We start from the raw sequence: 24,568 nt of genomic DNA, 5'->3' as shown, positions 1-24,568 counted from the left end.
CGCGCATGAAACTCATCCAGAAACCCTGGCTCTGGTCCTGGCTCGCCGCCGCTGCCGCCTTCGCGCTGACCGTGGCGCTGACCGAGGGGCGCGGCGCGGGCGAGCTGGCCTATGCCGCTCTCAGCTTTGGTGCCTTCGCGGCGATCGTCGGTCTCGGGCAGATGCTGGTCATCACGCTGGGGCCGGGCAATGTCGACCTTTCGATCCCCGCAACCATGACGCTTTCGGGCACGCTCGCGCTGAAGGCGATGGGCTCCGATCCCGGCACCGCCTGGATGGGGCTCGGGGTGGCGCTGCTCGTCGGGCTCGGCACCGGTCTTGCCAATTTTGCGCTGATCTTCCTGCTGCGCCTGCCGCCGATCATCGCCACGCTCGCCGCCTCGCTGGTCTACCAGTCGCTGGCGATCTGGTCGAACCGCGGCCTGCGCATCAAGCCGCCCGCCGGGCTCGCCGATTTTGCCACGGGGCGCAGCTTCGGTATTCCCAACGTCGCGCTGGTCGGACTGGGCCTGTCGATCCTGATCTGGCTGCTGCTCGAGCGCTCGGTCTGGGGCCGGTGGCTGCTCGCCTCGGGCCAGAACCTGCGCGCCGCGCGGCTTGCCGGCGTGCCGGTCGAGGCGGTGCGCGCCGCCACCTATGTCGCCGTCACCGTCTTTGCCGCCATCGCGGGCTACCTGCTGGCCAGCTTCTCGGGCGGCGCCGCGCTCAACATGGGGGCCGAGTACCTGCTCATGTCGATCGCCGTCGTGGTCATCGGCGGCACCTCGATCGCCGGCGGCATGTCCAACGTGCCCGGCGTCTGGGGCGCCTCGCTCTTCATGTTCCTCGTCGTCTCCATGCTCAATTCCTACGGCGCGGGTGCCGGGGTGCGCATGGTGCTGACCGGTCTTATCATCATCGGCATCGTCATTGCCGCCAGCACGAGGAGGATCCCGCGATGATCCGCACGCCCGAGCATCTGGAGATCCGCGACGAGCGCTTCCGCGCCCTCGTCCACCCGATGGGCAAGCTCGAACAGCTCTGCACCGGCTTCACCTGGACCGAGGGGCCGGTCTGGTTCGGCGACCGGAACGCGCTGATCTTCTCCGAGATCCCCTCGCAGACCCTCTACCAGTGGACCGAAGGGCCGAACGGCGGGCTCAGCACCTTCCGCGCGCAGAGCCAGTTCAACAACGGCAATACCCGCGATCCCTGGGGGCGGCTGGTGGGATGCCGGCACGGCACGCGGGACGTGGTGCGCACCGAATATGACGGCGCGCTGACCGTGCTGGCCGCGGAATACGGCGGCAAGCGGCTCAACTCGCCGAACGACGTGGTGGTGAGTTCGGATGGCGCCGTGTGGTTCACCGATCCGACCTACGGCATCATCTCGAATTTCGAGGGCAACCGCGCCGAGCCCGAGCAATCCGCCCGCCATGTCTTCCGCATTGCGCCGGAGGGTGGCGCGCCGGTGCCGGTGATCTCGGACTTCGCGCAGCCGAACGGGCTCTGCTTCTCTCCGGACGAGCGCCTGCTCTACGTGGCCGAGAGCGGATCGAGCCATGATGACGCCGTGCCCCCGGTGATCCGCAAATACGCGGTCGAGGGCGGCAGCCTGACCCCGCTCGGCGATTTCGCCACGCTCGACTGCGGCCTGCCCGACGGAATGCGCTGCGACGCGCTCGGCAACCTCTGGTCCTCGGCCGGGGACGGGGTGCATTGCTTCGCGCCGGACGGGACGCTGCTTGGCAAGATCCTTGTGCCCGAGGTGGTCGCCAACCTCTGCTTCGGCGGGCCGGACGGGCAGCGCATGTACATCACCGCGACAAGCTCGGTCTACCGCGTCTTCGTCGATGTGAAGGGCGCCGAGCCCTGGACCCGCAGCGCCCGCGCCTGAGGGCGCGGCATCCTTTCATCTGTCTCGAAATGCTCCCGCCGGAGGCCGCCGGACGGGGCAGGTTCCCGCCGTTTCCTCAAAAACCTGTGTCCGTGTCCCTTGGAACACGGGAAGGGGCGCGCCCGTTGCCTGTGCAGATGCGCCACAGCGGCGCATGACCGTGACACATGGAAGGAGGCACGACATGACTGCCATCAGCAACGCCAAGATCCTGATCATCGCCACCGACGGCTTCGAGCAATCCGAGCTCGAGTTCCCGCGTGACCAGCTCAGTGTGAAAGGCGCCGAGGTGCATGTGGCAACGCTTGACGGCCAGCCGATCAAGGGCTGGGAAGGCAAGGACTGGGGCCGCGAGGCCGAAGCCAATGCCAAGATCTCCGAGGTCAATTCGCATGACTACGACGCTCTGGTGATCCCCGGCGGCCAGATCAACCCGGACCTGCTGCGGGTTGAGCCCGCGGTGATCAACCTCGTCAAGGACTTCCACAATGAGGGCAAGGTGATTGCCGCGGTCTGCCACGGGCCCTGGGTGCTGGTCGAGGCGGGCATCCTCTCCGGGCGCCAGGTGACATCTTACCATTCCATCAAGACGGATGTGATCAACGCCGGTGGTGACTGGGTCGACCAAGAGGTGGCCTGCGACAAGGGCATCGTCACCAGCCGCAAGCCGGATGACCTGAAGGCCTTCGTGGCGAAGATCGTCGAGGAGATCGAAGAGGGTCAGCACGACCGCAGGGCCGCGTGACCCTTCCGTAGCGGCTTTGCGAAGACTGACCGCGCCGGGCGACCGGCGCGGTCTTTTATATGGTCAGAGCGCTGAAGCGCTCCCGAAGAACTCGGCCGGGGACATCTGGCCGCCAAGCCGCGCGGCGCCGTAAAGCTGTGTTGCTATCTCTCCCGAGCCAACCAACAGCACTGCGGCACCGGGCAGACGCAGCGGGTCGAGCAGCCTGCGGGCGGCAGCGCGGGCCTCGGACCAGGCCAGAAGGGAAGGCGGGCAGGGCGCGCAGCCAGAGAAGGCGCAGCCCGTGGCCTCCGTCAGATCCGCGCGAAACAGGTCAGAGGGTTCCTCTGGCGGCGCGAAACACAGAAGGTGCACATCGCGCATCGCGCAAAGCCGCCCGCGGATCCCATCGGGGAGCGTAAGCCGCCGCGCGAGACGCAGGCCCAGTGCATCCGGCATGAAAACGACCGCGCGGATGTCCGTCCCACAAAACGCCCGAAGGGCAAGGTAGCTGCCGGGCGCCATACCCAATTCACCGGCGCGGCGCAGCTGCATGCGCAGCGCAATGCCCGACTGCGGCTTCCTGTCGGCCTTGGCGCGCCGCCAGCGCGCGACGGCAAGCAGCGAGGGGCTGTCGAGCGAGGGACCGCGATTGTGTCCGGGTTGGGCAGGGGGAAAGACAGGGGCTGGCAGGTCTGACATGGTCGTTGGGCAAAGGGAAACACTCTTGAAGCACATTTTACCTCCTGGTTTCGGGGTCAAGCACAGTGCCGGGGAAAACCCCGATATTGTCCCCGCTCTGTCCAAGTCCTGCCCCAATCCGCGACAATAAAAGGTCTCAAGGATCGTTTACGAGGTGACGGGTATGGATCGGCTGACCGAAATGGAGGCCTTTGCGACGGTGGTGGACCAGGGTGGTTTCACTGACGCGGCAAAGAAGATGGGAATCTCGAAATCGGCGGTGTCGAAACATGTCTCTTCGCTGGAGGCCCGTCTCGGCGCCCGGCTGCTCAACCGTACGACGCGCCGCGTGTCGCCCACGGAGATCGGGCTTGCCTATTATGACCGCGCCCGGCGGGTGCTGAACGACGCGGGCGAAGCCGATGCGCTGGTGACCTCGATGCAATCGGCCCCTTCCGGACTGCTGCGCATCTCTGTCGCCACAGATTTCGGCGTGAACCACCTAAGCCCTGTGCTGGGCGAGTTCCTTTCGGAATTCCCCGACATCACCGTGAACATGGTGCTCAACAATCGCTACGTCGAGCTGATCTCGGAAGGCTTCGACATGGCGGTGCGGATCGGCGAACTCGAGGACAGCACGCTGCGCGCCCGCAAGCTGACCGACACCACCAAGCGGATGATCGCCTCGCCGTCCTATTTCCAGCGCTTCGGCCGCCCGCAGCGGATCGACGACCTGAACGAGCACAAACTGCTGCACTATTCGAACCAGTCCTCGGGCAACGTCTGGAAGGTGACCGCGCCCTCGGGCGAGAAGCGCCAGGTGCGCACCGCCGGTTGGCTTTCGGTCAACGACGGGCAGTCGCTGCTCAACGCCTGCATCGCGGGTCTGGGGATCGCCTACCTGCCGTCCTACCTCTACGCCGACGCGATGAAGCAGGGGTTGGTCGAGGATGCGATCCCCGATCTGCCGGTCGAGACCCAGGGTATCTACGCGGTCTATCCGCCGGGTCGCTTCACCCAGCCGAAGGTCCGCGCCTTCATCGATTTCCTCGTGCATGCCTTCGCTGAAAAGGGCCCGCACGACTGGTAACGGTTGTTTCCTTGGGCTGACCTCGTGACGCCCGCCTGCGCCCCGACCTCGGTCGGGGCGTTTTTTTTGGGGGGGTCAGTGCGCCGCGAGGGTGCGGACCGCGAGCCCGTCGAAGAGAGGTTTGCTGCGGCGCAGAATCAACTCGATACAGGCGGGGATGGTCACATCCTGATAGATCGACGGCCGCAGCCCGTGCGTGTAGATCGCGTAGAAGGCTCCGAGCGCATCCTCGAGTTCTTCTTCGGTCCGATGGGTGAATTGTGGCGCGTCGCGCATGGCCTGCAGCAATGGGGCCAGCGCCTGCCTCAGTTGCACCCGGTTCTCGGCTTCGGTCTCGGCGGGCCATTGCCAGTAGTAGGCCTGCATCACGGCGAGAAGCCGCGGATCCCTAAGGTCACCCATCACGTAAACGGTCACGATGTGCCGCAGCTTGTCTTCGAAACTTGCGTGGAGCGGAACCGAGCCGGAAAGCGTATCTATCTGAGATGCATTGTTTTCTTGGATCAACGCATAGAGCAGTCCGGCCTTGGAATGGAAATAGACGTTGATCATGGCGTGGGTCACACCGGCCATTCCGGCGATTTGCGTGACCGAGACATTGTGGTAGCCATGGGCGTCGAAGAGCGTGCGGGCAGCGGACGTCAGACGCGCACGGGTCGCGGCGCTTTTCTCCTCCCGGTTCCGATGGCGGCTCGCTTTGGTGTCCATTTGCCGAAGATTACGGCACGAAACAGGAAAGTCTATGACATTGTAATTAACAATGTTGAAAAACTGTCGCCCTCGCTACATAAGCGCGGACGGGTCAAAAGTGCCCAGGGTGTCTGGAGAGTCTGCATGGACAAGTTTGCCGAACTGAGAGCCTTCACGCATGTGATGGACCATGGTGGTTTCACTGCGGCTGCAGAGGCGCTCGGCATGTCCAAGGCGGCGGTTTCCAAGAATGTGGCGGCGCTCGAGCGCCGACTTGGTCTGAAGCTTTTCGAACGCACCACGCGCCAGGTGCGCCCGACCACCGAGGGCAATCACTACTACCGCTGGACCCGACAGCTGCTTGCCGAGGCCGACTGGGCCGATACCTGCGCGCGCGCCCTGGCCGAGCCGCAGGAGGCCGCGCTGCGCGTCGCCGCGCCCGCCGAACTGGTCGAGCACATGATCCTGCCGCGTCTGGGACGGTTCCTCGCGTCGCACCCAGACAGTTCCGTGGTCTTCGAGCCGCTGGGAGCCGAGGGCTGCGACCTGACCCTCAGCACCGAGACTGGCGAGGATATGGTCGGCCGTCCGCTTGCGGTCAGTGCGCATGTTGTCGTCGCCTCTTCGCTTTATCTCGCGACCCAGGGTCGCCCCGAGAGCGCCAGCGATCTGGCCAACCACCGCCTTCTGCACCTGCCCGCGGAACAGGAAGGCGTGATCTGGACGCTGACCGACCGGCGCGGCGCGGTCACCCCGGTGACTGCCGAGCGGCGCATCGAGATGGCCGATGCGCGCTCGGTGCTCGAGGCCTGCCTCGCCGGGCTCGGGATCGCCTGCCTGCCGGACTTCGTCGTGGCGCGCGATCTCAGCGTTGGCCGCCTGACGCGTGTGCTGCCCGAATATGACGCGGCGCGCCGGGTGATCCTGTCGCGCACGGAAACCGGCGGTCCGGCGCGTGAGCTGGCGATGAAATTCGAATCCTACCTGGACTCGGCGCTGCGTGAGCAGGGCGCGCCGCTGGCGGGTCGTGCTGGGGACATGACGCCCTGAGCCAAAGTGAAGGGGCCCGCGCCGTCACGGCGCGGCGCTCACTCGACGGCGGGCAGTAGCACGACCTCGACACGGCGGTTCTCGCGCCGGCCTTCGTCGCCGAGATTGCTGGCGACCGGCGCAAGATATCCTGCTCCATCCGCCTCCATCTGACCATCGGAAATACCTTTTTCCCGCAGGTAGTTGCGGGCCGCCTGCGCGCGGCGGCGCGAGATCTCCACATTCGCCGCGGCCGAGCCGGTGGCATCGGTGTGGCCGACAAAAAGCACCCGCCGGGCGGGGTCATCGGTCAGGTAGCGGGCCAGCTCGTCGAGCGAGGCCACATCTCCCGGAGCCAGCTTTTCGGCCCCGGAGGCAAAGGTCAGGTCCGGCAGCACCGCATGGCCCTGCGCCTCGAGCGTCTGGATGAGATCGGGTGTCGCCGTGGCCACCACCGCCTCCTTGGTGGGCTCCTCCGCAGGAGTGGTTCCCGGAGCCGTCTCCGGTGCCGCCGGAGCGGCCGAGGCGCGGATCACCTGCACGAAGCCTGCGGCGGGGCTGCGACTGACCAGCAGCGTGATGTAGGTCCCCTCGGGGCTGCGTGCCGAGAGGTAGCGGTAGGCGGCAAGGTCCACATACATCGCCGGCCCCTTCATCACCTCGGTGGCGAAGCGGAAGTCGAAACCGCCGCAGGTGCGGGCCGGACAGTCGAGCAGGATCTCCCAGCCTGCCTCTTCGAGCTGCGCGCGCAGCGGCTCCATGATCTGCAAAACCGTGAGCCCGGTGGCGTCGATACGCCAGGCCTGGCGTTGGATGCGGCCCTCGACGGCGTGTTCGGGCAGGCCTTCCATCTCTGTCCAGGGGGCGAGGGGGACGGCGTAGCTGCCGGGATCGGTGATCCGTTCCTCGGCCAGCCGGGCGGTTGCGGGCAGGGCGAGGTCGAAAGCCTGTGCCGGCGCTGTAGCAAGCACCGCCAGGGCCAGCCCGGAAAGAAGGCGCTCAGCGCGCCTGCGCGTGGTAGTCGTCATTCGGCCGCATGTCTGTGGCGCTGGCCACCCGGTTGGTCATGTTGAAGAACGCCGCGACGTTGACGATGTCCCAGATATCGCGCTCGGAGAAGCCTGCGTCGCGCAGCGCCTCGCGGTCGTACTCCGCGATTTCGGCGCTGGATTTGGTCATCTTTTCGGTGAAGTGGAGCATGGCCCGCTGGCGGTGATTGAGGTCGGCGACACGCCAGTTCATCACCAGCATCTCGCCGAGCTTCGGGTCGCCCGACAGCTCTCGGACGGCGGCACCATGCGCCGTGAGGCAGTAGAAGCAGCGGTTGATCGAGGAGACGACCACGGCGATCATCTCCCGTTCGAGCTTGCTCAGACCCGAGTCCGCCAGCATCAGCTCGTTGTAGATCGCGGTGAAGGCGTCGAGCTTGGCGATGTCGAAGGCATGGGCCTTCAGCACATTCGGCACCATGCCCAGCTTTTCCTCGCAGATGTCGAAATATTTCTGCGTCCGCTCCGGCAGCGGGTCGACCATCGGCAGGTCGAGGGCGGTGGGCAGGTCCTTGGTCATGCGGTCAGTGTCCGGGCTTGATGCGGTAGTGGTACTGTCCCACAAGCTCCATCCCGAGGGAAGCGTAGAGCCCGTTCGCCGGGTCATTGTCCGTCAGGCAAGCCAGCGACATGTAGCGCGCGCCCCTGCCTTCGGCCCAGATCGCGGCGCGCCGCATCATTGCCGTGCCGACGCCTTTGCCGCGGTGCGCCTCGAGCACCTCGATCGCATGCACCATGGCGATGCCGTCGTGGATGGCGCAATAGCCCGCGCCCGCAGGCTTGTCCGAGACCCGTCCGAAAAGGGCCGTCTTCGGCCCTTTGGCGCGTTCCATCACCGCGACGCGGGCCGGGCCGATGCCGCCCGCGGCCCAGATTTCGCGCATGACGGCCAAAGGCTCCCAGAGCGAGAAGGCACTCATCCGATGTGGCGGCGTCTCGGTCAGCAGACCGATCTTGCAGACCCAGAGGTTCACCGGATCGATGAGATCGTAGCCGCGCGACTCCAGCGCCACGTCGAGCGCGGTCTCACCGACTCGCACCATGAAGAGCGGCTCCTGCCGCATCATGCGCTGCGCCTGCTCGGCGGCCTGAAGATCGTCGGGGCTCCAGCCGTCCTCGGCGGTGATGCAGGACACGCGCTTGCCGCCGCCGCCGCCCTCGCGCAGCAGCCAGGGGCCGGCGGCCACCGTCGAGGCGGGCGGCCAGGTGTTGTCGAGCGTGGCGTAGAGGCGGGGAAGGTCTGGCGTCATTCTTGCACTCTGCCGGCGTCGGGCGGGCGATCTGCCCGCGCGGGCCGGAACGGGTTACGGTCTGTGCCCTATCTATGGCGGCAGCGGCGCTCGAGGGCAATCACCGCGGCCACCAGAGGGCTCAGCTCTCGGGAAAGAGCGCGGCGAGCCGTGTCATTGCGGCATCTACCCGCGCGCCTTCGGGGCCGCGGATGACGATATTCGCGCCATAGATGCCGTCTTTCTGGAACGGGTAGGAGCCGATCGAGAGATCCGAGAACTCCGCTGCCAGCGCCGCCAGCGGTCCGGCGATCTCGCCCTCGCCGCGCTGGATGCGCAGCGATTGCGACAGCAGCGGCGCGCCGCCTGTCAGCTTGGGCAGCACGCTGGCCACCATCGCTTCGAAGACCGACGGCACGCCCGCCATGACGTGCACGTTGCCGATGGTGAAGCCGGGCGCGATGGAGACCGGGTTGTCGATCAGCGTGGCCCCCTCGGGGATCCGGGCCATGCGCTGGCGCGCCTCGTTGAACTCTGACCCCTGCCGCTGGTAGTGCGCGGCCAACAGATCATAGGCATCCTGCCGCACGCCGATCGAAGCGCCGAAGGCCGTGGCCACCGCATTGGCGGTGATGTCGTCATGGGTCGGCCCGATGCCGCCAGAGGTGAAGACGTGGTCGAAGGTCTCGCTCAGCGTCTTTACCGCGGCGACGATGGCGCTCGCATCGTCCGAGACCATGCGCGCCTCGCACAGGTCGATGCCCTGCTTGGTCAGCTGCTGTGCAAGGTAGTGCATGTTGGAATCGCGGGTCCGTCCCGAGAGGATTTCATCCCCGATGACCAGCATGGCTGCGGTGGGGTTGGCCATGGTTCTGCTCTCCTTGCGCCGGTTGTCGCTCTTGGTATAGGCCCCGGCACCGCGCTTTCAAACCCCTCCGGTCACAGGATGATTTGCGCGGCTCAGGACAGGCGGTGACGGAACAGCCAGGCGGCGAGCGGCAGCGTCAGCGCCGCAACGCAGAGCAGCGGCACGAAGTCGGCCCCGACCTCGGCGAGACCCGCGCCTTCAAGATAGACGCGGCGCACCAGGTCCACGCCGAAGCGCAGCGGATTGGCGTAGGTCAGCCATTGCAGAACCTGCGGCATGTTGCGGATCGGGGTGAGCAGCCCCGAAAGCAGCATGAGCGGCATGACGATCAGGAAAGTGTAGAGCATCGCCTGCTGCATGGTCAGCGCCACCGCCGAGATCGACAGGCCGATGCCGACCGAGGCCAGCGTGAAGCTGGCGAGCCCGAGATAGAGCAGCCAGACCGAGCCGACCATGGGAATGCCGAACCAGAACAGGATGATGAGAAAGATCAGCGTCGATTGCAGGATGCCGACGGTCATCGTCGGCAGCGCCTTGCCGATCAGGATCTGCAGCGGGGTCAGCGGGGTGACCAGAAGCTGGTCGAAGGTTCCCTGCTCGCGCTCGCGCGCCACCGAAAGGGCCGAGAGCAGCAGCGTCTGGATCATGCTCAGCGCGGCGATCAGCGGCGGCATCAGGTTCCATCGCGACTCGAGGTTGGGATTGAACCAGGCGCGGCGATCGATGGTGACCAGCGGCGCATGGCCGCGCGCGACGTTGACCGCGCCGACCACGGCGGCGATCTGCGCCGCGGCGGCAGCCGCGGTCGCCGAGTTGCGCCCATCGAGGATCACCTGGAGCGGCGCATCCCGGCCCGTGGCCAGCCGCGCCTCGAAGTCCGCAGGGATGGCCAGCGCCAGCAGCGCGTCACCGCTGTCGATCACTGCCGCGATCTGGCGCGCATTGTCGAGCGTCGCCACGCGGGTGAAGACTCCGCCGCCGTCGAGGCTGGCAAGCAGCCTGGTCGAGGCCGCGCCGCGGCTCTGGTCGAGCACCGCGTAGGGCACATGGGTCAGATCGTAGGTCGCGCCGTAGCCGAAGAGCAGCGATTGCAGGATTGCCGGCACCAGCAGCAGGGCGCGGCTCGACGGATCCTTGAAGAGGTCGCGGAACTCCTTGCGGATCAGCGCGGCGATCTGCGCAAGCCAGGCGAGGGCGTCCTGCATGGGCTCAATCCATCGTCTTGCGCAGGGCGCGACAAGTGAAAGTGATCAGCACGGCGGCATAGATCGACAGGATCGCGCTCGAACGCAGGATGTCGGGCCAGTAGTCGCCCGCCATGAACAGCGTCTTGATCAGCCCCATGAAATGCGTGGCGGGCAACAGTTGCGAGATCGCCCGGATCACCACCGGCACGTTGCGCAGGTCGAAGACGAAACCAGAGAGCATCAGCGCCGGCATGAAGCTGACCAGCAGGGCGATCTGGCTGGCGGCGAACTGGTTGCGCGCCAGCGCCGAGATCAGCAGCCCGAGCGAGAGCGAGACCAGCAGGTAGAGCAGCGACACGGCGATGATGATCGGCAGCGAACCCCGCATCGGCACCTCGAAGAGCCAGCGCGCGGCCAACAGGCACATGCCAAGGTCGATGGCGCCGATCACCATGTAGGGGGCGAGCTTGGCCAGCACCAGCTCAAGCGGCCGCACCGGGGTGACAAAGATCGCCTCGAGCGTGCCGCGCTCCCATTCCCGCGCGACGAGAAGCGAGGTCAGGAAAGCCCCGATCAGCGTCAGGATCAGCACCACGAGGCCGGGAACAAGAAACCAGGTGCTCTCGCCCGGCTCGTTGAACCAGCTGCGCTGCACGATGACCACGCTGCCGCTCTCGGCGCTCTTGCCGCCCATGCGCTGGAGCCGCTTGGCGAAGGGCACCGCCAGCGCGCCGTTCACATAGCCCTCGATGGCGCTGGCGGTGGTCGAGTCGACGCCGTTCAGGATCAGCTGCACATGCGCCTCGCCAAGCGCGAGCTGGCGCAGGAAATCATGCGGCACGCGCAGCGTTGCGTCGATGTCGCCAGCGATCATCGCGGCCTCGGCCTCGCGCATGTCATGCATCCAGACCGGCGAGAGATAGCTCGAGCCGGTCAGACCCATCGCCGCCTCCCGCGCGGCCTGCGAGTTGTTCTGCATCACCACCGCGATGCGCGCGTCCTTCACGTCGAACGACAGCCCGTAGCCGAAAAGCAGGATCAGCACGACCGGCAGCAGCAACCCGACAAGGAGGTTGCTGCGGTCGCGCAGGAGTTGCCGGCTCTCCTTGCGGGTCAGCGCACGCAGCCGCGTGATGAAACCGACGGCGCTCATACAGCGGCCTCGCGGGTGGCGCGGGCCTGCTCGACGATGCCGATGAAGGCGGCATTCATGTCGGTGCCGCGGTCAGCCCCGGCCTTGTCGCGCACCTGCTGAGGGGTGCCGATGACCAGCATCTCGCCCGCGTCCTGTATCGCGATGCGGTCGCAATACTCGGCCTCTTCCATGAAATGGGTGGTGACGATGATGGTCACCCCCGCGCCTGCAAGCCCGGTGATCGTTCGCCAGAACGCCCGGCGGGCGAGCGGATCGATGCCGCTGGTGGGCTCGTCGAGAAAGAGGATCTGCGGCGCGTGCAGCAGCCCGGTCGCCATCGCCAGCCGTTGCTTGTAACCGGCGGGAAGCTCGCCACTGCGGGCCGTGGGATCAAGGTCAAAGCGCTCCAGCGCAGCGCGCACCTGCGTGCGCAGTGCCCGGCCGCGCAAGCCATAGGCGCCGCCGAAGAATTCGAGGTTCTCGCGCACGCTGAGGTTGCCGTAGAGCGAGAATTTCTGCGCCACGTAGCCGATCCGCGCGCGCGCTCGGGCACGGGCGGTGCGCAGGTCGCGGCCGGCGACCTCGAGCTGCCCCTCGGTGGCGGGCAGCAGGCCGCAGAGCATCCGGAAGGTGGTGGTCTTGCCCGCGCCATTGGGGCCGAGCAGGCCAAAGATTTCGCCCGGCAGAACCTCGAAGGAGGTGCTGGCCACGGCGGTGAAATCGCCGAAGCGCCGCACGAGGTTGCGCACCGAGATGATCGGCGAGACATTTGGATTGTCCGGCGCGACGGCGGATGCGGGGGTCCTCTCGTCGGGCTCGGGCAGGGCGTGGTGGGTGCCGTTGTCGTGCTGGCGCAGCAGCAGCATGAAGGCGTCTTCCAGGCCCTCGCCGCGGGGCGCGCTGGCGGCGCCGTCGAGCGCCTCGGCTAGCCGCGCCGCGTCGGCCTGCGGCTGACGCACGTAATGCACTGCACCGCCGTGGGGCGTTGCGTCGACGATCACCTCAGGCGCCGCCAGCATCCGCGCCTGCAAGACACGCGGATGCACTCCTGCGGGTGGAACCGCGGCAAAGGTCAGCCCCTGGACACGCGCGCAAAGCGCCTTCGGTGTGCCGCTGGCGAGGATGCGGCCATGGTTCATCACGTGCACCTGCGCGCAGCGCGCGGCCTCGTCCATATAGGCGGTGCTGACGATGACGCTCAGGCCGTCGTCCTCGACCAGCTGCTGCACGATGGCCCATAGGTCGCGCCGCGACAGCGGGTCGACCCCGACGCTCGGTTCGTCGAGCAGCAGCAACTCGGGCGCGCGCACCAATGTGCAGGCCAGCCCAAGTTTCTGCTTCATCCCGCCGGAAAGCTTGCCCGCCGGGCGCGCGGTGAAGCGTGCCATGTCGGTCATCTTCAGCAGCCGCGTGAACCGGGGCCCGCGCTCGTCCTGCGGAACGCGGTGCAGGTCGGCATAGAGATCAAGGTTCTCCTGCACGCTCAGATCCTCGTAGAGACCGAAGCGCTGGGGCATGTAGCTGATCCGGTCCTGGACCCGCTGCGGGTCGCGGGTGACATCGGTGCCAAGCACCTCCAGTCGCCCGCCGCCCGGCGTCAGCAGCCCGGCGATCATCCGCAGCAGCGTGGTCTTGCCCGCGCCATCGGGACCGACCAGCGCGGTCAGCTCGCCGGGTCGGACGGTCAGCGAAAGCGTGTCGATGGCCCGCAGGCTGCCGCCGCCCGGCGCCTCGAAGGACCGCTGAAGCCCCTCGGCGACCACGGTGGCTCCGGTCATTGCCCGCTGCCGGGCGCGGTGCCGAGCGGGATGCGCACGGTGACCGGCTGGCCGAGGCGCAGCTGGTCCTGCGGATCGGTCACGGTGATGCGGGTCTCGTAGACGAGGCTGGTGCGCAGCTCTTCGGTCTGCACCGGCTTGGGGGTGAACTCGGCCACCGAGGAAATGTAGCCGACGGTGCCGGGAAGGGGCTGGTCGGGGGCGCTGTCGGAAACCACCTCGGCGTGCAGGCCGGGTGCGATGCGGCCAAGGTCGGGCTCGCTCACGTAGACGCGGACCCATTTGGGCTCGGTCACCGCAAGGGCAAAGACCGGCAGCTGCGGCGTCGCCTGGTCGCCGGGTTCGAGCAGTCGCGAGCGCACCACCGAGGCGATGGGCGCGCGCAGCGTGCCAAGGTCGATCTGATGCCGCAGCAATGCGAGATTGGCCCGCGCGGCGGCCAGATCGGCCTCGGCGGCGGCGATGTCCTCCTTGCGCGCGCCGGCCTCGGCCAGATCCAGCGCGGCGCGGATCTCGGTGACCTTGGCCTCGGCGGCCTCGGCTTCGCTCTGTGCGTGATCGACGGCCTGCACGCTGACCGCGCCGCTCGAGGAGGATTGCAGGCGCTGCGCGCGGGTCAGGTCCTGCGCGGCGCGGGCCGCCGTCGCCTCGGCCGACGCAAGCTGCGCACGGACCTGGGCAATCTCTTCCGGACGCGCCCCGTTCTGCAGCCGCAGCAGGCTCTGGCGCGAGGCCTCGACCAGGGCCGCGGCCTGATCGGCCTGAAGCGCCAGCGTGCGGGTGTCGAGAACGCCGATCACCTGTCCCTCGGTAACCCGGTCGCCTTCCTCGGCGCGCAGCTCGGTGATCCGGCCACTGCCGTCGAAGGCCAGGGCGACCTGACGGATGTCGACGTTGCCATGCAGCTCGAGCAGATCGCTGGGTCCGCTCTCCTGCCGGGAAAACTGCCAGACCCCGCCAAGCGCGGCGGCCAGGGCGAGGAAGATGACGAGGGCCTTCTTCATGTCGGTGCGTCCCCTTGCGGGCAGAGATTGCGACTCTGCGGCGCTCGGAGTAGATTAAATGTGATTTAGACTAACGCCGCAACCCCGGCTGCAACCCCGACGGTACCCGGAGCATGACGAAAGGCCCTGACACCAGCAGATCCCGCGCCGGGCAAGGCGCGGCCCAAGCGCGCGCGTCACGCCGCCCGATGCGGACCGATGGCGAGGCGACCCGCGCGCGCCTGCTGGAGGCGGCGGGCAGCCTTTTTGCCGAGCACGGTTTTGCCGAGACCACCAACAAGGCCATTGCCGCGGAAGCCGAGGCGGACATTGCCTCGATCAACTACCACTTCCGCAGCCGGGCGGGGCTTTACCGCGAGGTGCTGGTCGAGGCGCACCGCAGGATCATCTCGGTAGAAGAGCTGCGCGCCATAGCCGGGTCAGCTCTGCCGCCGGAGCAGAAGCTGCGGGCCTTCATCGCGCGCATCATCGGGCAGGGGCTGGACGGGCAGGGATGGCATGCGCGGGTCTTGAGCCGAGAGGTGCTTTCGCCCTCGTCACACCTCGATGTCCTCCCCGTCGCCGAGATCGGCGCGAAGATGGAGATCATGCTGCGCCTGCTGTCCGAGATCACCGGCCTCGCGCCGGACGATCCCGCGCTGCGCCGCAGCCTGTTCAGCGTTCTGGGTCCTTGCGCGATGCTGGTGGTTGCCGCGCCGCGGATCACGCCATTGGCCGATGACGTACTTGGCATGGGGCCCGAGGTGTTGGTCGATCACCTGTGCCGCTTTGCGCTCGGCGGCCTGCGCGCCATCTCAGGAACCGCATGAGAATCGGCTCTGTGGTCGCGCCGGACGTGTCGTCGGCGCGGCCCCGGCAGACGCGTGCTGCCGCAGTCGATCCGTTGGTTGCGCAGGAATTTCGCAAAATCCGCTGGACAGACACAAAAACTTCATGTGTTGTGGGCGCGACTAGAGAATTATGGTCGATCCGCCGAGTGCCTAACTCGGAGGATCGACCAGCAAGATGGCGCTTTGGGAGGAGTAGCCATCTTCAGTGATCCGGTCGCTCCTTGGGAGGTTTTGGGGCGGCCGGATACCTTACTTACTAAATATGCTGCACTTTAGCGCAACCGGCGCGGAAGCGATTTCGCGCTTTCGTCGATTTTGTCGCAGAGTCATCGGGGGCATTTGCTCAATTCATGGGCAATTCCCCGGAGATCCGAGCGGTTGTCGGGGCGCGAGGCGAGTCGCTGGACCGGTTCAGCAGCCGCGCGAGAGGCGTCAGGACGTGGTCCATTGCCGCCGCGGTGATCCCAAGACACAAGATCTGCCATGCGCTGACGTCAAGACGGGTCTGCAATCCTGACCATTGTTCCGGCGCGGCGTCGGTCGTAGATAGAACCCACGACGCAGCGATGCGTCACCGGGTTTCCTGGAACTCTCTCCTCCTCCCTGAGTTCCGGAAATTAGCGGCGGCCCCTCTCCTCCTCCCTGGGGTCGCCGCACCTCCCCTCTCATCCCCTGATCTTGAAAATCCAAGCGCGCCAGGCTGTGCTGCACCGGGCAAATCCTCGCAGCGGCTGCCCCTGTCGGGTGCCGTGCCCGCCGCGTCGAAGCGGGGCTCGGGGCCCCGCCCGCCGGTCACAGTGTCCGTACCAGCCGCAGCGCGTCGTAGATCGCCGCGTGGGTGTTGCGCGCCGCGACCGCATCACCGATGCGGAACAGCCGGAAGGTGCCGTCCGGGTTGCGCAGCACCTCCTGCTCGCTTCCGGCCACCAGCGCCTCGTAATCCACCTCGCCTAGATTGCGCGACAGAGGCTTCAGCTCGAAATAGAGTTCGTCGAGTGGCCTGGTGCCGTGGTTCACCACCACCTGATCGACGTCGCGCTCGCGGATCACATCGCCGTAGTCCGAGCCGAGCCGCGCCACGAGCCCATTGCCAGCGCGCGCAACCGAGGCCAGCCGCCAGGTGACGGTGAAGGTCGTGTCGCGGCCTTGCAGCGCACGCATGTAGGGCACGAGGTTCATCGCCATCACCTCGGGTGCAAAGGCCCGGTCCGGGGTGACAATCTCGACCCGCGCGCCGGTGGCAGAGATCACGTCCGCCGCCTGCAGGCCGGCATGATCGCCGGCATCGTCATAGACCAGCACGTTTCGGCCGGGTCTGGCGTCGCCCGACAGGATGTCCCAGGCAGAGACGACCAGATCGTTTCCGGCACCCAGAACCTCGGTGTGGGGCAGGCCGCCGGTGGCGATGATCACCTCGTCCGGGGTACTGGACCGCACGTCGGCGGCCTCGGCAAAGGCATTGAAATGGAAGGTCACGCCCATCTTGCGGCACTGGTCGAAGCGCCAGGCGATGATAGAGGACATCTCGCGCCGCCGCTCCTGCAGCGCGGTCAGCCGGATCTGTCCGCCGGGCTGGTCGGCCGCCTCGAACACCGTCACCGCGTGACCACGCTCCGCCGCCACACGTGCCGCCTCGAGCCCGGCCGGTCCCGCACCGACAATTGTCACGCGCTTCGGCGTTCCGGCCTTCGCGATGGCATGCGGCATCTCGATCTCGCGCCCGGTCGAGGGGTTGTGCAGGCAGAGCGCCATGCCGCCCTGGTAGATGCGATCGAGGCAGTAGTTGGCACCGACGCAAGGGCGGATGTCATCCTCGCGGCCCTCGATCACCTTGCGCACCAGGTGCGGGTCGGCCATGTGGGCGCGGGTCATGCCAACCATGTCGAGCTTGCCGCTGGCGATGGCATGGCGTGCGGTGGCCACGTCGGGGATCCTGGCGGCATGGAAGGTCGGGAAATTGGTCGCCGCGCGGATCTCGCCCGCGAAGTCGAGATGCGGCGCGCCCCTCATGCCCTGGATCGGAATGAGGTCGGTCAGCCCCGGATCGGTATCGATATGCCCTTTCACGACGTTGAGGAAATCGACGAGGCCGCTGTCCTTGAGCTTGTGCGAAATTGCCAGCCCGTCTTCCGGCGTGGTGCCGCCCGGCAGGCATTCGTCGCCGGTGTAGCGCACGCCCACAAGGAATTCCGTGCCGCAGCGCTCGCGGATTGCGCGCAAGACGTCAAAGCCGAAGCGTAGCCGGTTGTCGAGATCGCCGCCGTAGGGCGCGTCGAGGTCGTTGGTCAGCGGTGACCAGAACTGGTCGATCAGGTGGCCGTAGGCCTCGAGTTCGATGCCATCAAGACCCGCCGCCTGCATGCGTTCGGCGGCATCGGCGTAATCTTCGACAATGCGCGCGATGTCCCAGTCTTCCAGCTTCTTCGGAAACGCCCGGTGCGCCGGCTCGCGCTCGTGACCTGCAGAGACCACGGGCAGCCAGTCGGCCTTGTCCCAGCGGGTGCGCCGCCCGAGGTGGGTGAGCTGGATCATCACCGCGCAGCCTTCGTCATGGCAGGCATCGGTGAGTGCCTTCATGTGGCCAACGACCTCGTCCTTCCAGGCGAGAATGTTGTTGAACACCGGCGGGCTGTCGCGTGCGACCGAAGCGGAGCCCGCGGTCATGGTCAACGCGACGCCCGCCTTGGCACGTTCCAGATGGTAGGCGCGGTAGCGCTCCTTGGGCATGCCGTCCTCGGGGTAGGCCGGTTCGTGGCTGGTGATCATGATGCGGTTCTTCAGCGTCAGGTGCTTGAGCTGAAACGGCTGGAGCAAGGGGTCAGTGGACATGTCAGGACGCTCTCGAGGGGGGAACTGTCACGACGATTCCCGGAATGTACATGTATGTCAATAATGCGATCACATATGTCTATTTTTCCCTTGCTCGGACTCGACAGTACCCTAGGTTTTTCCGAAAATGCCGCGGTTCGCGCTCACCCGTCGGTCTCGAGAAGGGCCCATGTCCAATACGACCTCTCCCAACCGCGGCTGGCGCGGATCTCCCGATCTTTGGCTTGATGCCGCCTACGAGGCGTTGACCGACAAGGGCGTCGATGCGGTGAAAATCATGCCGCTCGCCAATGCGTTGCAGCTCTCGCGGACGAGTTTCTACTGGTTCTTCAAGGACCGCACACAGCTGCTCGACGCGCTGCTCGAGCGCTGGGAGGCGTCCACGACGGTGCCGCTTGTGGCGGCCACCCGCGAGTATGCGGCGACCGGGACAGAGGCGATGCTCAATGTCATCGGGACCTTCCTGTCGGACCGCAGTTTCGATGCGCGGCTGGAGCTGGCAGTGCGCTCCTGGGCGCAGCAGGACCCGTCGGTTCTGGCGCGGCTGCAAAAGGCGGATGCGCTTCGGCTGGACGCGCTCCGGGACATGCTGATGGCCTGGGGCCACGCGGCGGCGGATGCCGACGTACGGGCGCGCACCATCTACCTTGTGCAGGTCGGATATATCTCCATGCGGGTCCAAGAAGCGCTGGATGAGCGGCTCGAACGGATCCCGCATTACGTGGAAATCTATACTGGCAAGCGACCATCGGAGGAAGAAATGGCGCGGTTCAGGGCGCGGCTGGGCTGACGATCAACTTTCCTGCTGCCCCCAGATGTCCGCGAGCGCGCGCAGGGTGCCGCCGGGATCGGTTCTGAACCTTTCGGCAAACGCCTGGAGCAAGCTCTCGTCGCTGGCGCCGGGACTGATCTCGGGGGTCGCGACGGGTGGGGCAAGGTGTGGGGCAGGTCCGCCGGGGCATTCGCCGAGGCTCAGGCGCACCATGACCGGTCGGTGATCCGAGACCTGGGTGAGGAACTGCGGGAACGTTCGATCTGCGGTGATCAGGATGAAGTCCTCGCTTCCGACCGCCTGCGTCATCCCCGGTGACGCAAAGATCGAATCCACATGCGACTGCTGCGGCCACCGCAGGTAGGTGAAGGCGCCGTCGCGCGCATCGGCCGCGCCATGCACCGAAATACCTGCGTCGCGCAGCGCCTGCATCTGGCCAGCACCGATGCCGGCATTCGTGTCGCCGCCGATCAGGATGTCATGCGCGCCGTGTTGGGCAAGGGCGAGCATGAGCGCCTGTGCGAGCGCGTCGGTCGCCATGCGGCGACGCTTCGCACCCTCGGTAAGCGCCCTGAGATGCAGTGGCACCAGCAGGAAGTCGAAACGCTCACCGGTGCCGGACAGGGTCGAGGAGAAACCGAAGAGGCCGGGGTGGCGGGTGAAGACGCAGGTTTCGGAACGCGCATCGGGACCGCTGCCTGCGCGGAGGATCCGCTCGGCCTCTGCCGGCCAGTCGAGCCGCCGCCCCTGGACGGTCATCCGGTTCCAGATCACCGCCGTGTTGTGCTGTGAGTCCGGGGTATCAGTCTCCGAGACTGCAAGCTCGAACTGCATCTGAAAGCCGCGCTTGAGTTCGGCAACCAAGGCCTGCGCCGCCTCGGACGACGCGTCTTCCAAAACCCATATATCAAGGTTGAGATCGGCGATGACCCGCGCGACCCCCTGCGCTTTTTGCCGCACATCCCGGCTGAACCATGCCACGTTCCAGAAGGCGACATCGACGTCCTGCTCGCCGCCGCGATAGGTGTCCACCACCCGTTCGAAGGCGCTTTCGCCCGTCGCCTCGCGGCCGAGCGTGCCAAAAAAACCCGTGCGCGAGTCGCTGCCGCCCATGTGGCGGAGCACCTCGGCGGCGGACTGCTGGTTCGGGCCGCTCCGGGCGCGCATGTCGAGATCGATGGCGATGGCCGAGATCTTGATGCCCTCGTTGACGTAATTCACGTCGAAGCCGTTGCGGCTGAGCTTGGCGCGCAGCTCGGCGTCGGCTTCCTCGAACGCGTGGTGCAGCGCAAAAAGCCGCCAGTCATCGCGGAGCACCGGGGCGCCGGAACTGCCATGCATCGTGTCGGACGTGTAATGCACCAGCACCTCACGTGCCCCGAGCGAGGTCACGATGTCATTGCGCCGCAGCGAGGCGCGCTTGGGTTTGCCGTCGGGGTGATGGATGACATGGGCCGGGTGCCGGTCCACCGCGATGAACGAACCCCGCCAGAGCTGGATGTGGCCGAAACGCTCGGCGGCGTCGCCCTCGATCCAGACAAAGGTGTAATCGAGATCCTCCGGCCCGCTGCTGACGAAGAGCCGGTTCGGATCGAGCCGGTAGTTCACTGTCGGCAGCACCTCGCCGCCGACGCATTCCTCGTAGCCGAACTCCACCTTCGCCGCGCCTGCCACCTCGGGGCTGTTGAGGACATGGGCGTTGGTCAGCAGGATATTGGGGCCGACCAGGAACCCCGTGCCGCGCCAGCGCCCGGACTTGCCGTCCCAGGTGGTGCCGCGCGTGCTGATGCGGGCAACCGCGCGGCCGATCTCGCTGCCCCTGGAGAGGAAGCAGAAAGGCACGCTGTCATCTTCCTCGACGATGGCCTCGAGCCGCGCCGGGTCGGTGAAGCCCAGGCCGAAACGCTCGGGATCGGGGATGCCCATTGCCTTGGCGGGCACCTCGGGCAGGCGGTAGCGATGACGGGCGAGGCTCGGTTCCGGCGCGAGAAGCGTTTCTTCGCCCCGCGTCGCGGGGCTGGCGGGTTCGGGCAGGGCGGGGGTCCCGAGCGGCGGGGCGACGGGCAGAACGGCGCGCAGCACGGCGGCGAATTTCGCAGCGACACGTGCAAAACCCTCGCCGGTGCCGTGGATCTCGTCGGCCCAGTCGCTGCGCTTGGTGAGCGTGCCGCGCAGGTCCACCAGATGCACATTGGGGTCTTCGTCCGCCACCTCGGCCAGCGCCTCGTGCAGCGCGTCGATCAACACCCGGATGATGTCGCGGCGCAGGTCCTGACCCGTGATGCCCTTGGCTTGGAAAGCGCTGCCAAGCCATTTGTCCTGGTTGTTGAACACCCAGATCGGTCGCCGCGTGTCGTTGCCGAAGGGAAAGGGGAAGGCGTAGTCATAGCCGTGAATCAGGATCGGAAGCTCGGTAAAGCGCGGGTCGGCGCGGATCGTTGCGACGACTTTTCGATAGCTCGCCTTGAGCTTCTCCGTCACCCGTCCGAGCTCGGCCTGGTTGACCAGCTTCTCGGGAAGATCGGCGCGGCTGCCGTTGTGCAGCAGCGACAGCAGCACCGGCACGCCGTCTCGAGCACCAATGACATCATTGCCCGCCGCCGAAAGAAGGAAGGCCTGCACCCGGCCCGCCTGTGCGTCGAGCCCCTGCATGTATTCGGCGGCATCGCTGTCGATCATGTTCTCGACCGTGTCCCCCGCCGCGCCAAGGCTCCAGATGAGGTAATCGGTGCCCAGATGGTCAATGACGTCGTCGAGCAGCAGCGGGAACTGGAACCAGCTGTCGCCCTCGCTGACCAGCACCGGCCGCGGATCACCGCGCGCCAGGGCGCGCTCGAAGTCCCGCTGCCGCTGGCGGCGGCTGCGATCGTTGAGGAAGGTCATCGCCGATTCCAGCTTCGGGATGCCGGTGACGGTCTCGGGGTTGGGTCGAAGCTCGACCGAAAAGGCGCTCTCGCCGGGGGAAACCAGCACGTAGGGGCGCAGCGCCGCGTCGGGCAGGTCGAGGTTGTTCCAGCGGTCGAGGAACTCGTCGTAGCTGATCTTTTCCAAAAGCCGAACTCCCCTGCGGACACCCCCGGCCGCGACGGTGCTCCGGCCGGACCGGCGGCGCGCCATCGCGCAGGGGCGGTGTCGACAGTTTGCGCCCGTCAAAGGGTTAAGGACAGTCAGCAATACCCGCATTGCGGGCGATGCCGGAAGGCTCTTCCGGCGCGGCGCGCGGCTCTCGACTATTCTAAATCCGAATTTTCTGGGGGCTACATATCATAGCTGGATATATTCTCCGCCCGGATCAAAGGCCCTAGGCTCAGCCCATACCAACAGAGGGACTGTGATGGGCGCGCTTGACGGAATCCGAGTACTGAGCTTCAACCACTTCCTGTCCGGCCCGGCCGCCGCGCAGCATCTCGGCGACATCGGCGCCGACGTGATCACCGTGGAGCCCCTGGGCGGCGCCTTCCAGCGCAACTGGGCCGTGGCCAACCGCTTCGTCGACGACACCTCGGTCAACCATATCACTACCGGCCGCAACAAGCGCTCGATCGCCGTGGATCTCAAATCGCCCGAGGGCATCGCGGCGGTGAAGCGGCTGATCGCCACCGCCGACGTGGTGATGGAGAATTTCCGTCCCGGCACGCTCGACAAGCTTGGTTTGTCAGAGGCCGAGATGCGCAAGGTGAACCCGCGCCTCATCTATGCCGCCACCACCGGCTACGGCGCCGACGGCCCCTATGCCAAGCGCCCCGGTCAGGACGTGCTGCTGCAGGCGATGACCGGCCTCGCGGCGCATACCGGAAGCATGGAAAGTGGCCCCGTGGCGGTTGGCTCGGTGCCGATCGACCACCATGCCGCGGCGCTCACTGTCGCCGGCATCGTCGCGGCGCTCTTCGAGCGTGAGCGTACCGGCGTGGCCCGTCGGGTCGAGGTCAACATGCTGCAGGCCGCGATGGACCTGCAGGGCGAGTCGATCACCGCCTGGATGAACGGCGCGGATCGCGCCGGCCCGCGCGGGGGCGACGGCATGGCCAATTGGTTCAGCCCCGCGCCCTACGGCATCTACGCCACCAGCGACGGGCACGTGATGATCTCGATGTCGACGCCGCCGCAGCTTGCCGGGGCGCTGGGTCTACCCGCGCTGGCCGAGCTCTCGGCCGACGAGGGGTTCTCGAAGCGCGGCGCGATCTCCCGCATGGTCGCTGCAGGCATGGCTGCACTCGCCACCGACGAGGCCGTTGCCAAGCTGACCGAGGCCGGCGTCTGGCACGCGGTGGTGCAGGATTACGACGGGCTCAAGGTCAACCCGCAGGTCGCGCACCTCGAGGCCTTCACCGAGGTGCCGAGCGACAAGGGCAGCCCGATGGTCATGCTGTCTCACCCGGTGCGCTACGACGGTGAAGCGCCGGCCATCCGGCGCGCGCCCCCGGCGCTCGGCGGCCAGAGCCGCGAGGTGCTCGCCGAGGCGGGCTTCTCGGAAGCGGAGATCGACGCGCTGATCACCTCCGGTGCCGTGGTCGAAACCGACAAGATGCGCGCCTGAGCGCACGTCCCACCCAGCTACCCGACAGGACAGGACAGATGGATTTCACGATCTCCGACGAGATGAAGATGATCACCGACGCGGTGGGCCGGTTCGTGCGCGAAAAGGTCCAGCCGCTCGAACAGGAGACGGAAGAGGCCGGGCAGATCCCGCCCGAGAAGCTGGCGAAGCTGCGGGCCGAGGCGCAGGAGCTGGGCTTCTACGCGATGAACATGTCCGAGGAGGTCGGCGGCGCGGGCCTCGGCGTCATGGACATGTGTCTCGTCGAGGAGCAGCTCGGCCAGACATCGGACGCGCTGATCCGGCGCATCTTCGGGCAGGTCTACCCGATGCTCGAGGCCTTCGAGGGCGAGATGCGCGACAGGTATCTCCACCCCACGGTGAAGGGCGACAAGATCTGCGCCATGGCGATCACCGAGCCCGGCGCCGGCTCGGACGCCGCGGCGATCAGGACCAACGCCCATCTCGATGGCGACGAATGGGTGCTCAACGGCACCAAGCACTTCATCTCGGATGGCGACATCGCCGATTACGTGATCGTCATGGCCGTCACCGACGCCGAGAAGCGTGCCCGCGGCGGCATCACGCTGCTGATCGTCGACAAGGGCACGCCCGGCTTCAAGGTCATGCGCAACCAGCCGATGATGGGCCACCGCGGCTACGGTCACGCCGAGCTGGTCTTTGACGACGTGCGCATCCCCAAGGGCAACGTGCTGGGCGAGGTCGGCAACGGCTTCAAGGTGATGATGGCGAACGTCGGCGGCATCCGCCTCGGTCATATCGGCGCGCGCGCCGTGGGCATGGCCAGCCGCGTGCTCGAGATGATGCGCGAGCACGCCGCCACCCGCCAGCAGTTCGGTTTGCCGATCGGCGAGTTCCAGATGGTTCAGCAGATGATCGCCGACAGCGCGATGGAGATCTTCGCCACCCGCATGATGGTGCTCAACACCGCCTGGGAGGTCGACCAGGGGCTCGACCCGCGCGACAAGGTGTCGATGGTCAAGGTGCAGGCCTCCGAAATGCTCGGCCGCGTCGCCGACCGCGGCATCCAGGTCTTCGGCGGCTACGGCTTCACCAGGGAGCTGCCGCTGGAACGCATCTACCGCGATGCCCGCGTCACCCGCATCTACGACGGCACCTCCGAAGTGCACCGCATGCTGATCGCCCGATCGGTGATCAAGCGCGGCCTCACTCTCTGAGCCGCCCCTTTCATTGTTCCCCAAATACGCCGGGGGTCCGGGGGCTGGCCCCCGGCCCGGT

Annotated in this window: 21 protein-coding genes; 9 read left to right on the top strand and 12 right to left on the bottom strand. The window is 66.9% G+C overall.

Features of this window, described 5'->3' with window-relative positions; all coding sequences use genetic code 11:
* The first annotated feature begins 5 nt into the window (after nucleotides 1–5).
* From IQ782_RS08430 to IQ782_RS08420, 3 genes are all read left to right on the top strand, one after another.
* A complete protein-coding gene (locus IQ782_RS08430; protein WP_194134186.1) occupies nucleotides 6–941 on the top strand; it encodes an ABC transporter permease in 936 nt (311 codons plus the stop codon).
* Nucleotides 938–1,876, top strand: coding sequence for an SMP-30/gluconolactonase/LRE family protein (locus tag IQ782_RS08425; protein ID WP_194134185.1), 939 nt, complete (start codon nucleotides 938–940; stop codon nucleotides 1,874–1,876). The genes IQ782_RS08430 and IQ782_RS08425 overlap by 4 nt, the downstream gene beginning before the upstream one ends.
* Before the next feature lie 184 nt (nucleotides 1,877–2,060).
* Nucleotides 2,061–2,621, top strand: a complete 561-nt coding sequence (locus IQ782_RS08420; RefSeq protein WP_194134184.1) for a type 1 glutamine amidotransferase domain-containing protein — start codon at nucleotides 2,061–2,063, stop codon at nucleotides 2,619–2,621.
* Nucleotides 2,622–2,684: 63 nt separating this feature from the next.
* On the opposite strand, the gene IQ782_RS08415 is transcribed toward IQ782_RS08420, so the two are convergent.
* Nucleotides 2,685–3,302, bottom strand: coding sequence for a hypothetical protein (locus IQ782_RS08415; RefSeq protein ID WP_194134183.1), 618 nt, complete (start codon nucleotides 3,300–3,302; stop codon nucleotides 2,685–2,687).
* Nucleotides 3,303–3,465: 163 nt separating this feature from the next.
* Here IQ782_RS08415 and IQ782_RS08410 point away from each other — a divergent pair, with 163 nt between their 5' ends.
* The gene (locus tag IQ782_RS08410; protein ID WP_194134182.1) at nucleotides 3,466–4,371 is read left to right on the top strand and encodes a LysR family transcriptional regulator; all 906 of its coding nucleotides are present in this window, start codon (nucleotides 3,466–3,468) and stop codon (nucleotides 4,369–4,371) included.
* A 75-nt stretch (nucleotides 4,372–4,446) separates the two neighbouring features.
* Here IQ782_RS08410 and IQ782_RS08405 read toward each other — a convergent pair whose 3' ends face one another.
* A complete protein-coding gene (locus IQ782_RS08405; RefSeq protein WP_194134181.1) occupies nucleotides 4,447–5,079 on the bottom strand; it encodes a TetR/AcrR family transcriptional regulator in 633 nt (210 codons plus the stop codon).
* Nucleotides 5,080–5,205: 126 nt separating this feature from the next.
* Between IQ782_RS08405 and IQ782_RS08400 the strand changes: the two genes are divergently transcribed.
* On the top strand, nucleotides 5,206–6,111 hold the full coding sequence (locus IQ782_RS08400) for a LysR family transcriptional regulator (protein ID WP_194134180.1): 906 nt from the start codon (nucleotides 5,206–5,208) through the stop codon (nucleotides 6,109–6,111).
* A 38-nt stretch (nucleotides 6,112–6,149) separates the two neighbouring features.
* Here IQ782_RS08400 and IQ782_RS08395 read toward each other — a convergent pair whose 3' ends face one another.
* From IQ782_RS08395 to IQ782_RS08360, 8 genes are all read right to left on the bottom strand, one after another.
* The gene (locus tag IQ782_RS08395; RefSeq protein WP_194134179.1) at nucleotides 6,150–7,118 is read right to left on the bottom strand and encodes an OmpA family protein; all 969 of its coding nucleotides are present in this window, start codon (nucleotides 7,116–7,118) and stop codon (nucleotides 6,150–6,152) included.
* The gene (locus tag IQ782_RS08390; protein WP_194134178.1) at nucleotides 7,090–7,659 is read right to left on the bottom strand and encodes a peroxidase-related enzyme; all 570 of its coding nucleotides are present in this window, start codon (nucleotides 7,657–7,659) and stop codon (nucleotides 7,090–7,092) included. Before IQ782_RS08390 ends, IQ782_RS08395 begins: the two co-directional genes overlap by 29 nt.
* 4 nt (nucleotides 7,660–7,663) lie before the next feature.
* Nucleotides 7,664–8,389 (bottom strand): GNAT family N-acetyltransferase, encoded by a 726-nt coding sequence (locus IQ782_RS08385; protein ID WP_194134177.1) that lies wholly within the window; start codon nucleotides 8,387–8,389, stop codon nucleotides 7,664–7,666.
* 121 nt (nucleotides 8,390–8,510) lie between these two features.
* Nucleotides 8,511–9,236 (bottom strand): competence/damage-inducible protein A, encoded by a 726-nt coding sequence (locus IQ782_RS08380; protein ID WP_194134176.1) that lies wholly within the window; start codon nucleotides 9,234–9,236, stop codon nucleotides 8,511–8,513.
* A 92-nt stretch (nucleotides 9,237–9,328) separates the two neighbouring features.
* A complete protein-coding gene (locus tag IQ782_RS08375) occupies nucleotides 9,329–10,441 on the bottom strand; it encodes an ABC transporter permease (RefSeq protein WP_194134175.1) in 1,113 nt (370 codons plus the stop codon).
* Between the two features lie 4 nt (nucleotides 10,442–10,445).
* Nucleotides 10,446–11,576 carry an ABC transporter permease gene (locus IQ782_RS08370; protein ID WP_194134174.1) on the bottom strand — a complete coding sequence of 377 codons (1,131 nt, stop codon included), beginning with the start codon at nucleotides 11,574–11,576 and terminating at the stop codon, nucleotides 10,446–10,448.
* Entirely contained in the window at nucleotides 11,573–13,336 is a 1,764-nt protein-coding gene (locus IQ782_RS08365; RefSeq protein ID WP_194134173.1) for an ATP-binding cassette domain-containing protein, read from the bottom strand. The genes IQ782_RS08370 and IQ782_RS08365 overlap by 4 nt, the downstream gene beginning before the upstream one ends.
* A complete protein-coding gene (locus IQ782_RS08360) occupies nucleotides 13,333–14,340 on the bottom strand; it encodes an HlyD family secretion protein (RefSeq protein WP_194134172.1) in 1,008 nt (335 codons plus the stop codon). The genes IQ782_RS08365 and IQ782_RS08360 overlap by 4 nt, the downstream gene beginning before the upstream one ends.
* A 188-nt stretch (nucleotides 14,341–14,528) precedes the next feature.
* Between IQ782_RS08360 and IQ782_RS08355 the strand changes: the two genes are divergently transcribed.
* Complete coding sequence (locus IQ782_RS08355) at nucleotides 14,529–15,149, top strand: TetR/AcrR family transcriptional regulator (RefSeq protein ID WP_240989179.1); 621 nt, start codon at nucleotides 14,529–14,531, stop codon at nucleotides 15,147–15,149.
* A gap of 813 nt (nucleotides 15,150–15,962) precedes the next feature.
* Here the strand turns inward: IQ782_RS08355 and hpbA are convergent.
* Nucleotides 15,963–17,999 (bottom strand): N-methyl-L-proline N-demethylase HpbA, encoded by a 2,037-nt coding sequence (gene hpbA, locus IQ782_RS08350; RefSeq protein ID WP_194134170.1) that lies wholly within the window; start codon nucleotides 17,997–17,999, stop codon nucleotides 15,963–15,965.
* A gap of 169 nt (nucleotides 18,000–18,168) precedes the next feature.
* Here hpbA and IQ782_RS08345 point away from each other — a divergent pair, with 169 nt between their 5' ends.
* Nucleotides 18,169–18,789 carry a TetR/AcrR family transcriptional regulator gene (locus IQ782_RS08345; protein WP_194134169.1) on the top strand — a complete coding sequence of 207 codons (621 nt, stop codon included), beginning with the start codon at nucleotides 18,169–18,171 and terminating at the stop codon, nucleotides 18,787–18,789.
* A gap of 3 nt (nucleotides 18,790–18,792) precedes the next feature.
* Here the strand turns inward: IQ782_RS08345 and IQ782_RS08340 are convergent, their stop codons facing one another.
* Nucleotides 18,793–21,822, bottom strand: a complete 3,030-nt coding sequence (locus IQ782_RS08340; protein ID WP_194134168.1) for a trypsin-like peptidase domain-containing protein — start codon at nucleotides 21,820–21,822, stop codon at nucleotides 18,793–18,795.
* Between the two features lie 283 nt (nucleotides 21,823–22,105).
* Here IQ782_RS08340 and IQ782_RS08335 point away from each other — a divergent pair, with 283 nt between their 5' ends.
* On the top strand, nucleotides 22,106–23,308 hold the full coding sequence (locus tag IQ782_RS08335) for a CaiB/BaiF CoA transferase family protein (protein WP_194134167.1): 1,203 nt from the start codon (nucleotides 22,106–22,108) through the stop codon (nucleotides 23,306–23,308).
* 38 nt (nucleotides 23,309–23,346) lie between these two features.
* Complete coding sequence (locus IQ782_RS08330) at nucleotides 23,347–24,507, top strand: acyl-CoA dehydrogenase family protein (RefSeq protein ID WP_194134166.1); 1,161 nt, start codon at nucleotides 23,347–23,349, stop codon at nucleotides 24,505–24,507.
* The last annotated feature ends 61 nt before the right edge of the window (nucleotides 24,508–24,568 follow it).

Origin of the sequence: Salipiger mangrovisoli (assembly GCF_015223355.1) — a bacterium.
GTDB lineage: Bacteria > Pseudomonadota > Alphaproteobacteria > Rhodobacterales > Rhodobacteraceae > Salipiger > Salipiger mangrovisoli.
The sequence above is the reverse complement of the archived record's forward strand: the minus strand, read 5'-3'. Positions and strand labels throughout refer to the sequence as shown.

Excerpts from the sequence above, each read along its gene's own strand:
- IQ782_RS08370 (WP_194134174.1), bottom strand. The coding sequence starts at position 11,576 with ATGAGCGCCGTCGGTTTCATCACGCGGCTGCGTGCGCTGACCCGCAAG.
- IQ782_RS08390 (WP_194134178.1), bottom strand. The coding sequence starts at position 7,659 with ATGACCAAGGACCTGCCCACCGCCCTCGACCTGCCGATGGTCGACCCG.
- IQ782_RS08330 (WP_194134166.1), top strand. The coding sequence starts at position 23,347 with ATGGATTTCACGATCTCCGACGAGATGAAGATGATCACCGACGCGGTG.
- hpbA (WP_194134170.1), bottom strand. The coding sequence starts at position 17,999 with ATGTCCACTGACCCCTTGCTCCAGCCGTTTCAGCTCAAGCACCTGACG.
- IQ782_RS08415 (WP_194134183.1), bottom strand. The coding sequence starts at position 3,302 with ATGTCAGACCTGCCAGCCCCTGTCTTTCCCCCTGCCCAACCCGGACAC.
- IQ782_RS08335 (WP_194134167.1), top strand. The coding sequence starts at position 22,106 with ATGGGCGCGCTTGACGGAATCCGAGTACTGAGCTTCAACCACTTCCTG.
- IQ782_RS08405 (WP_194134181.1), bottom strand. The coding sequence starts at position 5,079 with ATGGACACCAAAGCGAGCCGCCATCGGAACCGGGAGGAGAAAAGCGCC.
- IQ782_RS08425 (WP_194134185.1), top strand. The coding sequence starts at position 938 with ATGATCCGCACGCCCGAGCATCTGGAGATCCGCGACGAGCGCTTCCGC.
- IQ782_RS08385 (WP_194134177.1), bottom strand. The coding sequence starts at position 8,389 with ATGACGCCAGACCTTCCCCGCCTCTACGCCACGCTCGACAACACCTGG.
- IQ782_RS08400 (WP_194134180.1), top strand. The coding sequence starts at position 5,206 with ATGGACAAGTTTGCCGAACTGAGAGCCTTCACGCATGTGATGGACCAT.
- IQ782_RS08395 (WP_194134179.1), bottom strand. The coding sequence starts at position 7,118 with ATGACGACTACCACGCGCAGGCGCGCTGAGCGCCTTCTTTCCGGGCTG.
- IQ782_RS08380 (WP_194134176.1), bottom strand. The coding sequence starts at position 9,236 with ATGGCCAACCCCACCGCAGCCATGCTGGTCATCGGGGATGAAATCCTC.
- IQ782_RS08365 (WP_194134173.1), bottom strand. The coding sequence starts at position 13,336 with ATGACCGGAGCCACCGTGGTCGCCGAGGGGCTTCAGCGGTCCTTCGAG.
- IQ782_RS08430 (WP_194134186.1), top strand. The coding sequence starts at position 6 with ATGAAACTCATCCAGAAACCCTGGCTCTGGTCCTGGCTCGCCGCCGCT.
- IQ782_RS08360 (WP_194134172.1), bottom strand. The coding sequence starts at position 14,340 with ATGAAGAAGGCCCTCGTCATCTTCCTCGCCCTGGCCGCCGCGCTTGGC.
- IQ782_RS08420 (WP_194134184.1), top strand. The coding sequence starts at position 2,061 with ATGACTGCCATCAGCAACGCCAAGATCCTGATCATCGCCACCGACGGC.
- IQ782_RS08345 (WP_194134169.1), top strand. The coding sequence starts at position 18,169 with ATGTCCAATACGACCTCTCCCAACCGCGGCTGGCGCGGATCTCCCGAT.
- IQ782_RS08410 (WP_194134182.1), top strand. The coding sequence starts at position 3,466 with ATGGATCGGCTGACCGAAATGGAGGCCTTTGCGACGGTGGTGGACCAG.
- IQ782_RS08375 (WP_194134175.1), bottom strand. The coding sequence starts at position 10,441 with ATGCAGGACGCCCTCGCCTGGCTTGCGCAGATCGCCGCGCTGATCCGC.
- IQ782_RS08355 (WP_240989179.1), top strand. The coding sequence starts at position 14,529 with ATGCGGACCGATGGCGAGGCGACCCGCGCGCGCCTGCTGGAGGCGGCG.